At 41.4% G+C, this 9,913-nt stretch carries 9 protein-coding genes; 4 read left to right on the top strand and 5 right to left on the bottom strand.

Features of this window, described 5'->3' with window-relative positions; translation table 11 throughout:
- From ACH2DQ_RS09415 to ACH2DQ_RS09405, 3 genes are all read right to left on the bottom strand, one after another.
- Window positions 1-634 (bottom strand): substrate-binding domain-containing protein (locus ACH2DQ_RS09415; protein ID WP_395026514.1); only part of this gene is annotated, 634 nt, incomplete at its 3' end.
- Entirely contained in the window at window positions 628-2,703 is a 2,076-nt protein-coding gene (locus tag ACH2DQ_RS09410; RefSeq protein WP_395026512.1) for an EAL domain-containing protein, read from the bottom strand. The genes ACH2DQ_RS09415 and ACH2DQ_RS09410, both read right to left, overlap by 7 nt.
- Window positions 2,704-2,972: 269 nt before the next feature.
- Window positions 2,973-3,836, bottom strand: coding sequence for an AraC family transcriptional regulator (locus ACH2DQ_RS09405; protein WP_394914607.1), 864 nt, complete (start codon window positions 3,834-3,836; stop codon window positions 2,973-2,975).
- A gap of 249 nt (window positions 3,837-4,085) precedes the next feature.
- Between ACH2DQ_RS09405 and xylB the strand changes: the two genes are divergently transcribed.
- The 4 genes from xylB (at window position 4,086) to ACH2DQ_RS09385 (ending at window position 8,186) form a co-directional block, all read left to right on the top strand.
- On the top strand, window positions 4,086-5,597 hold the full coding sequence (gene xylB / locus ACH2DQ_RS09400) for a xylulokinase (protein ID WP_394914608.1): 1,512 nt from the start codon (window positions 4,086-4,088) through the stop codon (window positions 5,595-5,597).
- Window positions 5,598-5,791: 194 nt separating this feature from the next.
- On the top strand, window positions 5,792-6,799 hold the full coding sequence (locus ACH2DQ_RS09395) for an aldo/keto reductase family protein (protein ID WP_394914609.1): 1,008 nt from the start codon (window positions 5,792-5,794) through the stop codon (window positions 6,797-6,799).
- Window positions 6,800-6,802: 3 nt separating this feature from the next.
- On the top strand, window positions 6,803-7,744 hold the full coding sequence (locus ACH2DQ_RS09390; RefSeq protein ID WP_394914610.1) for a 2-keto-3-deoxygluconate permease: 942 nt from the start codon (window positions 6,803-6,805) through the stop codon (window positions 7,742-7,744).
- Between the two features lies 1 nt (window position 7,745).
- Window positions 7,746-8,186, top strand: coding sequence for an RbsD/FucU family protein (locus ACH2DQ_RS09385; RefSeq protein ID WP_394914611.1), 441 nt, complete (start codon window positions 7,746-7,748; stop codon window positions 8,184-8,186).
- Window positions 8,187-8,284: 98 nt separating this feature from the next.
- Here the strand turns inward: ACH2DQ_RS09385 and ACH2DQ_RS09380 are convergent, their stop codons facing one another.
- Both ACH2DQ_RS09380 and ACH2DQ_RS09375 read right to left on the bottom strand, forming a co-directional pair.
- On the bottom strand, window positions 8,285-8,671 hold the full coding sequence (locus ACH2DQ_RS09380) for an iron chaperone (protein ID WP_394914612.1): 387 nt from the start codon (window positions 8,669-8,671) through the stop codon (window positions 8,285-8,287).
- Window positions 8,661-9,913 (bottom strand): helix-turn-helix transcriptional regulator (locus ACH2DQ_RS09375; RefSeq protein WP_395026509.1); only part of this gene is annotated, 1,253 nt, incomplete at its 5' end. The genes ACH2DQ_RS09375 and ACH2DQ_RS09380, both read right to left, overlap by 11 nt.

The following is a 9,913-nucleotide window of genomic DNA, read 5'->3' as shown; positions in this document are numbered from 1 at the left end:
TATTACCGTTAGCCTGAATCGCTTCCAGAACCATCTTTTTGGCTTCATCAGCTGACCAGCCCGGGACATCTTTATCCAGAATAATATTGATATCATTTCCCAGAGGAGAAATGTACCTCATTGCTCCTTCGTACAGAAGAACCGCATTGTGATCGCCAAGGTCGCCTTCCAGTATGATGTAGTCTCCATGATCCGCCGTTTCTGCAAGGTACTGACCTAAGGTCTGCCCGATCTTGCCACAGTCATATCCCACAAACAAATCAATCTGTTCTCCTAAGGCTACACGGGCATAATTGACGACTTTCACTTTTTTTTCTTTGGCGTATTCCAGTATTTCTTTTACATTATTAACATCCCTTGGAGTGAGAATTAAGACGTCGATACCGCTGTCAATCATTTCGATACAGTCTTCTGTCTGGGTTTTCGGCTCATCCGTTGTATTCAGACGGACTTCAATAGGAACACCAAGTTCTTTCGCCCGTTCTTCCATATAACCCTTTTCCTGTACCCATCTGGTGGCCTGGCCAACACCGAAAGAAACACCGATTTTTACTTCTTTATTCGATTGGTTACATCCTGCTAAGCTTAAAGACAAACCTGCTGCACACAAAAAATACAGAACCTTTTTTAACATAGGACTCCCTCCTGATACATTTTATCAAATGTACTTTCATCTACTGGTTTCGAATAATAGTATCCCTGGGCGACAAAGCATCCCACTTCTTTCATAAGAGAAATATTTTCCAGTGTTTCCACACCCTCAACAACTACATTTATCTTTAATTGATTTGCCATTTGTGCGACAGCAGAGAATATGATCCGCTGGCGTTCACTATTCGTTGTTTTATTTAAGAAATCCTTATCAATCTTCAGTGTATCAATAGAGATATCCTTAAGCATATTCAGGGATGAATAACCGGAGCCAAAATCATCCATGGAAATAAGGAAACCTTCTGTATGCAACTTGTCTATAAACTTGGATATAACTTCATAATTATCAAAGATGGCACTTTCTGTCAGTTCCACTTCGAGAAGATTAGCCGGTATCCCGTATTCATGTATTTTATCCACGATTTTTTCCAGGAAATGACTGTCTACTAAGTGAAGCCTGGAAAAGTTTACGGAGATGGGAACACAGTTAATTCCCTGATCTAAATGCTTTTTAATAAAACGCAGGGTCTGTTCAAATATAGCCATATCCAAATCCATAATTAATCCCGTTTTTTCACATAGAGGGATAAATTCAAAAGGTGGAATCAATTTTCCGTCCTTTAACCAGCGTGCCAGAGCCTCTGCCCCCACCAGCCTGCCAGTGAGGATATCAACCTTTGGCTGAAAGAAGGGAATCATTTCGTGTTTGGCAAATGCCTGCTTGATGGACCGCTTCATTTGTTCATTGCGGATCATCTGCTGGTCGAAATTTTCAGAATAGTAGATCACCTTTTTATCAAGTGTCCCCTTTGCAGTCTGGGCGGCAGTGCTCGCCTTATCCACCATCAGGTTAATGCTTTCACTGTAGTCCGTTATAGCATAAATTCCGGCTGTTATGTAAATCGTAATTTCTTCTTCATTTTCCGGAAATTCGAGAAGATTTTCCAGACGCTGTTCCGACACATCTTCCAGGAGTATTACAAAGTGATCACCGGAAATTCGGGCAATACTCTCTCCGGGCAGCAGCTTGCTTTCGATGGTTTTGTTAATCTGGAAAAGCATGCGGTCACCCACATCAAAACCATAAAAATTATTTACATATTTAAAGTTATCAATATCAAATTTCAGCAGATAGAGCTGTTTGTCAGTATGTTCCCGAAGTGCTTCCTTCAGGTCTACCGTAAATTTGGTAAAGGTATTTCCACGGGTGACACTGTCAACAAAAGCAATCTGCTCCAAATGTGATTTCTGTTTGTTTTTATAAGACAGGAAAAAGAATAGACTTAATCCAAATATAATAACCACAACAGAAAGGATCAGATAGAACATTTTTATCACGATGTTGGCATTGGGAGATACCGCTTCCGTAGAAACGCTGGAAATCAGATACCAGTCATGGATGTCTTCAATGGGTGTATAAGCGGAGAACGTCTTCTTCCCATCTACCGTAGTCTCCATAAAACCGGATTGCTGATTCTGAATATCATCCTGAAGCTGGACAGATTCTTTCTCATTGCCCTGGGCGTAAATCATCCTTAAATAGTTTTCATTTTCCTGGCTGTATGCATCCTGCCGGGAACTGATTAATATGTAGCCTTCTTTATTTATGATATACATATAACCTTCTTCTGAAAATAAAGAAATGGAGCATATATCATACATTTCCTCTGGTGTAAAAAATTTCTGGAGCGATCCTATAATTTCTCCGTTACACTTCAGCGGAACACTGATTACAAAAATTTCTTCCCCGTCCTGTCTGGATACCAGGCGGTCAGATATATTGTGGAGATCCTGCAGGGCTAACTTGTAATATTGCCGGCCTGAAATATTCAGCGTACTGCCATCTTTAAAATATGCTGCTCCGTCCGTACCGGCAACAAACATATCATTCTTTTCATAATTGGCAACGCTGGCTAAAAAGGCTTTGAATATACTGTCATTGTCAATGGTCTTCCCGCTGCTGAGAATATTGGCTATCTGGGTTGATGTAGAATCCAGATCATTCACTTCCATGTTAAGCTTACGGGTTATAACATCTTTGTTTTGCGTCACAATTTCCGTTAAATTAATTTTTACATCGGAATTCAATAAATTTTGAACGTTATTCATTAAAAATATTACAGATATAAATAATAAAATTATTAGTAAGAATCTGGGTGCATAATTAAGCAATTTATATTTTTTCATATATATATTTACCTGCAATTTCATCTTGAATTAGTTTCTTGATAGCTGTATTATAGCACCTATTTTGCTTTCTTGCATCTTGTTTTTGAATAAACTTTTATGCAAACTGAAAGTGTGCCGGAAGCGTGTGCTTTTTAGATGTTTTTACGATACTGCCTCGCCGTTATCCCATAAAACAATTTAAAAGCATAGGAAAAATGTTCAACGGAAGAATAATTTAACCGATTGGCAACCTCTGAAATACTCAGGGTTTCATCGGATAACAGGATCTTAGCCATAGACATCTTGGCCTCACTTTTTTTCTGGGTAAATGTTTTGCCGTAATAATCTTTTAAAAACCGCTCAGTCTGCCTGGTGCTCAGTCCCAGACGGATTGCGAGATTTTCAAGAGTTAAGGATTCATAGTCATATAAGAAGCATTCTTCCACAATGAGATATTTGCTGTCTACCAGATTGGAAGGTGAAAAATGTGCCCTGGATTCCTTCTTGTTTTCATAGTTTCGAACCACTTTTACAATGCATTGCTGCAGCAGTGTTTCCACCTGTGTGATATAACCGGTATACTTATTTTCCAACTCATAAAATATCTGCTGCATCAGGTGATAGATATCCTGTGAGTCTTTTCCGAACCAGAATTTCGTTTTTTGAAACTGCTCCGTGATAGAATCCGCATTTCCCATAGATCCGTATGAAGAGGGAGCTTTGTTAATTTTAAAGTAGATGCAGTATTCGGTCATGGGATCGTCTTTAATGGGAATCTGCTCATGTTCCACGTGGGGACCAGTCATATACAGGGTATTAGGTTCTACATCATAGAGGGTGTTATCAATATTTACTTTTCCGTGTCCATAAGGGATATAGTGCAGTTCATAGCTGTTGCTGCCATGACTGTGTTTCGGCATGGAGCGCAAAAAACGTTCAAATACAATATTCAGCACATGGAAGGTAGTGTCTTCTATTGAAAATTTAATGTTTATATCCGTATATACCGTTCGCATAATGATTTCCCGCCTTGTCAGCTTCTTTTTCGTTCATAGTACCAGTAACAAATTTTAAAGTCAAGAAATATTCGATAATGCGACATATATTGGTTTGTTCTGTCTATTTATTCTCTTGTATTTGCGGCTGAAAAATCTATAATATAAGAAAAGGCAATCAATGGTATTTGATAAGTATTGCATGAAATGAAATACCGGTACAGTGCTGTACCAGGAAAAGCGGCGCAGACAGCCGCAAGGAGGTCATGTATGGGACAATTATTATTGGGAATTGATATCGGTACGAGTGCCTGCAAGATTGCAGTGTTTGAAAAAAACGGCACGGTTATTGCAGCAGGTACCGGCGATTATCCCGTCTATTATCCACAGCCCGGCTGGGCGGAGCAAAATCCCGATGAGTGGTGGGCTGCAGTATGTGAGACGATAAAAACATTGTTGGAAAGAAATCATATAGATGCACAGGAGATTGCCGGGGTGGGAATCGACGGGCAGAGCTGGTCTGCAATTCCAATTGATCAGGATGGAAATGTGCTTGCAAATACACCCATATGGATGGATACCAGGGCGCAGGACATCTGTGACAGAATCAACCGGGAAATCGGAGAAGAAAATATCTTTGCCCTTACCGGAAATTCACTCCAACCGTCATATACGACGGCAAAAATCTTGTGGTATAAAGAGAATCTTCCACAAATGTACGAAAACATTGACAAGATACTTCAGTCAAATGCATTTATTGCATATCGTTTGACAGATGCCTTGAGCCATGATATGTCACAGGGTTATGGGGTACATTGTTATGATATGAAAAATGGCTGCTGGAATGATGAAATGTGTGAAAAGATGGGCATTCCCAGAAGTTTCCTGCCGGAATTGGTGCCCAGCCATCAGGTAGTGGGAACCGTAACTTCAAAAGCGGCAGAGAAGACGGGGCTGGCAGTGGGAACCCCTGTAGTTGCAGGCGGTCTGGACGCTGCGTGCGGAACACTTGGAGCTGGTGTCATCCATGTCGGAGAAACCCAGGAACAGGGGGGACAGGCAGGGGGCATGAGTATCTGTATCGAGGAATATGCGGCTGATCCCCGTCTGATCATGGGAGCTCACGTGGTTCCCGGCCAATGGCTGTTGCAGGGCGGTACCGTGGGCGGCGGCGGTGTAATGCGCTGGTTCGAAAAAGAGTTTGCCGGCTATGAACGGGAAATTGCGGACAGAGTGGGCAAATCGTCCCTGGATCAGCTGAATGAAATTGCACAGGAGACGCCTCCGGGAAGCGATGGCGTGGTATTCCTTCCCTATATGGCGGGGGAACGTTCCCCTATCTGGGATCCGAATGCAAAAGGCGTGTATTACGGTCTGGATTTTAATAAGACAAAGGGGCATATGGTCAGAGCGGCGATGGAAGGAGTTGCATTTTCATTAAAGCATAATTTGGATATAGCTGAAGATACGGGAGCTAAAGTAGAGGAACTCAGGGCAATGGGAGGCTCCGCAAATTCTCTGCTGTGGACCCAGATCAAGTCGGATATTACAGGAAAGCCCATCGTAGTTCCTTCTTCTGATACGGCTACCACATTAGGTGCGGTGATTCTCGCCGGAGTTGGTGTAGGCGTTTACAAAGATTTTGAAGAAGCAGTACATATGACTGTAAAACTTACCAGACGGCATGAGCCGGATATGGAAAAGCACCGCCTCTACCAGAAAAATTATGAGATGTATCTGGAATTGTATGAAAGCCTGAAAAGTCTGATGAGAAAAGGGTGAAGAATTAAGATATAACAAACAAGATATAGCAAACAGGAAATAACTAACTGAAAATTATAAATAGGAATAACAAACAAGAAATAACACCAGGAATAACAAACAGGAAACAACAAAGCTGATATTACATTCAGAGATCAGCAGAGAAATGATAACTAAATAAATTTAAAAAAATATAATTATAGGAGGAAACAACCATGAGCAATTTTATTAATCCGGCAATTGTACCAAAAAGAAAACTTTACACAGGTGAAGAAATTCCCTGCATCGGAATGGGAACTTTCGGTTCTGACCGCTTTTCTGCTGAGCAGGTATCTGCTGCAGTTGCAGGAGCTATCCGCTGCGGATACCGTATGTTTGACTGTGCAGCATGCTATGGCAATGAAGATCAGATTGGTGAAGTATTCCAGAGTGCACTGGACGAAGGCGTGGTAGAGCGTAAGGATCTTTACATTATGACAAAAGTATGGAACGACATGCATGAACGGGTAGAAGAGTCCTGCAGAAAAAGTATAGAAGATTTGAAATGCGGATACATAGATTTATTCTTTATCCACTGGCCATTCCCGAATTACCATGCACCTCACTGTGATGTGGATTCCCGTAACCCGGATTCCAAACCATTCAGCGTAGAGGAATTTGTGGCTACTTATCAGAGATGTGAAGAATTAGTAGAGAAGGGTTTAATCAAAAGTATTGGTATTTCCAATATGACAATTCCCAAATTAGAAGCAGTTCTTCCGAAACTGAGAATCAAACCGGTTGCATGTGAAATGGAAATCCATCCATGTTTCCAGCAGCAGGAATTATTTGATTATCTGGTTGCACATGAAATACAGCCAATCGGATTTATGCCAATCGGTTCCCCAACAAGACCGGAAAGAGATATGTGCCCGGAAGATATCGCAGATATCCAGACACCGGAAATGCTTTCCATTGCAAAAGCACATAATTGCCATCCAGCTGTAATTGCTTTGAAATGGGCAGTACAAAGAGGACAGATTCCAATTCCATTTTCCATTCATGAAGCGGAATACGTAAGCAACCTGAAACTTACAACAGAAGATCCTTTAACAGAGGAAGAAATGGCTCTCATCGCTACTTTAGAGAGAAATAACAGATTAGTAAAAGGTCAGGTATTCTTATGGGAAGGTGCCAACGACTGGCATGACTTATGGGATGAAGACGGCTTTATCGTAAAATAGAATATGGTATGGAAGGTATTTAGTAAAGTACCCGCAGGTCTGATGATTATCCCTATGTTCATAGGGATAATCATTCATACTTTTTTCCCTGGCATATTAGAAATTGGTTCTTTTACCACCGCCACATTTTCCAATGAAGGAGCCATTACAATTATGGGGGTGCAGCTATTATGCCTTGGCAGCCAGCTTCGGATAAAAGAATTGGGGCTGGTGGCAAGGCGGAGCGCAGCACTGCTGGTATCCAAGTTTCTGCTGGGATACCTGGGGATTCTGCTGGTGGGAAGTCAGGCGGGAAGGGATGGCATATTTGGAATTTCACTACTGGCATTAGTTTGTTCCATCACAAATGTCAACGGCAGTATTTATCTTTCCCTTACTGCAGCTTATGGAGATGAGGCGGATGCAGCCGTGGTGGGACCACTGTCACTGACCAACGGACCATTTCTCACATTACTTGTTTTTGGTGCATCGGGGGCAGCAGGCTTTTCGGCGGTTTCACTGATTGCCACTGTCATGCCTCTTCTATTTGGCATATTAGCAGGAAATATAAGCAAAACCATAAGGGAATTTCTAAGGCCGGGGATACAGATGTTGCTGCCGTTTATCGGCTTTACCCTGGGGGCTGGCATTGATTTGAGAAATGTTTCCAGTGCCGGAATAGAAGGAATCTTATTAAGCATCATTGTTTTGGGGATTGGCGGAGCATTTACCTTTCTCTGTGATAAATTCATTGCACGCCGTCCCGGATATGCAGGGCTTGCAGCCAGCGCAACCGGAGCAAATGCCATCGGAGTACCGGCGGCAATTGCCCTTGCAGATCCGGCATGGCAGCCATACGTGGAGTCAGCAGCTGCCCAGATTGCGGCAGTAGTGGTAATCACAGCAATCGCAGTGCCAATGATAACAGGTGTATTTGTAAAAAAAATAAAAACTGGAGGACAGTAAAATGTTAAAAGGAATACCACAGATATTATCACCGCAACTATTAAAAGTATTATGTGAAATGGGACACAGTGACAGAATCATCATCTCCGACGGCAATTTCCCGGCAGAATCCATGGGTAAAAATGCTATCGTGATTCGCTGTGACGGACACGGAGTTCCTGAAATATTAGATGCCATTTTAAAGGTCATGCCGCTGGACACTTACGTGGAACAGCCAGTGAACCTGATGGAAGTAATGGCTGGAGACAATGTGGAAACCCCCATCTGGGATACATACAAAGAAATCGTTGCAAAGTATGACGGCAGAGGCGAAAAGGCAGTTGGCAACATAGAGCGGTTCGCATTTTATGAAGAAGCAAAAAAAGTCTATGCAATTATTACAACCAGCGAAAAAGCACTCTACGCAAATGTAATGCTGCAAAAAGGCGTAGTAGTGGAATAAAACAGTTTTAATCAGAAAAGAAAAAGGCGCTGCCTGATGAAGAAAATGAAGTTTGATTTTCGTCATTGGACAGCGCTTTTTGCAATTAATGCAGCAGTTTATTTGGATTTTTTCTTATTCTTCTTTATTTCATATAATTCCGTATTTTCCTTTATACGGAATGCAACAATCTCTCTTATAAGATCCAGTGGCAGAGGTTCATCATAAGGAAATTGAATCGCACCTTTGCTGCACTTGTATTCCGATAATTTTTCCATAAAACAGGCAACGCCATTTTCACCGGGATAAAACCCTAAATGATGTTTATTGGCGGCAAAATGAACTAAATTCCCATGTAATACAAAGGTTGGCATACCCCAGCTGATTTTCTCGGAAGCGTCCGGAGCACATTCACGGATGTGGCTGTGCATGGCATTTAGCTTTTCCTGTATCTCTGGCGGGTATTGGGCGATGTAGCTGTCGATGGTGGTAATTTCACTGGTCATGGTCTTGGATCTCCTTATTTAAATTGTATTTTTGGGTAAGTTTGCAGTGCTGTGGTATTCGTAACTGCTTCCGGTAATCAGTAAGTGTCATCCCGGTATGATTTTTAAATAGCGTGCTCAGGTAAGTGGGATTATTTTCAAATCCAAGTGCATCGCATAATTCAATAACTTTGATCTCAGGGTTTTCCTCCAAATATTTTTTTGCAAAATTTATTTTTTGCTCTGTCAGATACTTTGTAAATTTCATTCCGGCTGTTTTGGAAAATAATTTGCTCAGGTAATCTTCACTCATATACAGTTTCGTTCGGGCGATCCATTTCAGACTGAGAGAAGGGTTTGAAATATGTTCGTCAACGAGTTTCATAATGGTTTCCACAATGCTTTTCTGGTGATCCTGCAGAAAGTTTTGATTCTCTGCAGCAAGCTGTTCTAAGGTATGCAGGATAAATACTCTTGCGTCAGAGAGTGTATCTAAGGATATCAGTTTTCTTAGTTTTTGATAATCCAGAATTTTATTTTCATTTTTGCTCAGGCTTTTAAGAAACAGATATAAGTCAAAAATGCGGTTCTGCATGTCCTCCACCCGGTACATGGAATTTTGAAGTCCCTGGAAGAAGAGGTCAATGTAGATTACAGAATCTTCAAATGAGCCGGTGGAAAGGCAGCTTTTCAGTTTCTCTTTGGAAAACTGAAAATCACCTTGGTGCTTAATCAACAGTTTTTGAGTAATATCCGGAGTCATGATCGTATCGGCTGGCAGATAATAATAGTAGACCAGGCTTTCCTTAGCTTCGTCATATAAGGCAGGCAATTCCCGGAAAGTGCGGCTGGACGTGATGACAGCACGCAGGGGAATGGAGAAGAAGGATTCAAATTTTTCTTTTATCAATTTTATTTTTTCAATCAGATGATTCAAAGGATTCAGGGTGGTAAGAAGTATGATTTGTTCGTAAAGGATTGCGGAACAAAAGGAAGCATCCTCCCTTAATATTTCCTGGCTGATATTCCTTAAGGCAAACTGGGATAAATAGGTGTTTTCTTTCTCTAATTGAAAAGCAATCAGGCGGCAGTCCGTTGCCTGGCTCATTAATATCTGATGAAAAAAATCATAGTCAGAATCACTGCAGGCGCCCTGCAAAATGAAATTGGATAAAAAGCCTTCTTTAGCGGTGGGAAGCAGTTTATGCATATTTCTCTCATTGGTATTCAGAGTCTGCAGCATTTGCTTTTCTTCCTGTATTT

This window comes from Robinsoniella sp. (assembly GCF_034124845.1).
This window is presented reverse-complemented; position numbering and strand designations above follow the sequence as displayed.

Excerpts from the sequence above, each read along its gene's own strand:
- ACH2DQ_RS09390 (WP_394914610.1), top strand. The coding sequence starts at position 6,803 with ATGGTATGGAAGGTATTTAGTAAAGTACCCGCAGGTCTGATGATTATC.
- ACH2DQ_RS09405 (WP_394914607.1), bottom strand. The coding sequence starts at position 3,836 with ATGCGAACGGTATATACGGATATAAACATTAAATTTTCAATAGAAGAC.
- ACH2DQ_RS09385 (WP_394914611.1), top strand. The coding sequence starts at position 7,746 with ATGTTAAAAGGAATACCACAGATATTATCACCGCAACTATTAAAAGTA.
- xylB (WP_394914608.1), top strand. The coding sequence starts at position 4,086 with ATGGGACAATTATTATTGGGAATTGATATCGGTACGAGTGCCTGCAAG.
- ACH2DQ_RS09380 (WP_394914612.1), bottom strand. The coding sequence starts at position 8,671 with ATGACCAGTGAAATTACCACCATCGACAGCTACATCGCCCAATACCCG.
- ACH2DQ_RS09395 (WP_394914609.1), top strand. The coding sequence starts at position 5,792 with ATGAGCAATTTTATTAATCCGGCAATTGTACCAAAAAGAAAACTTTAC.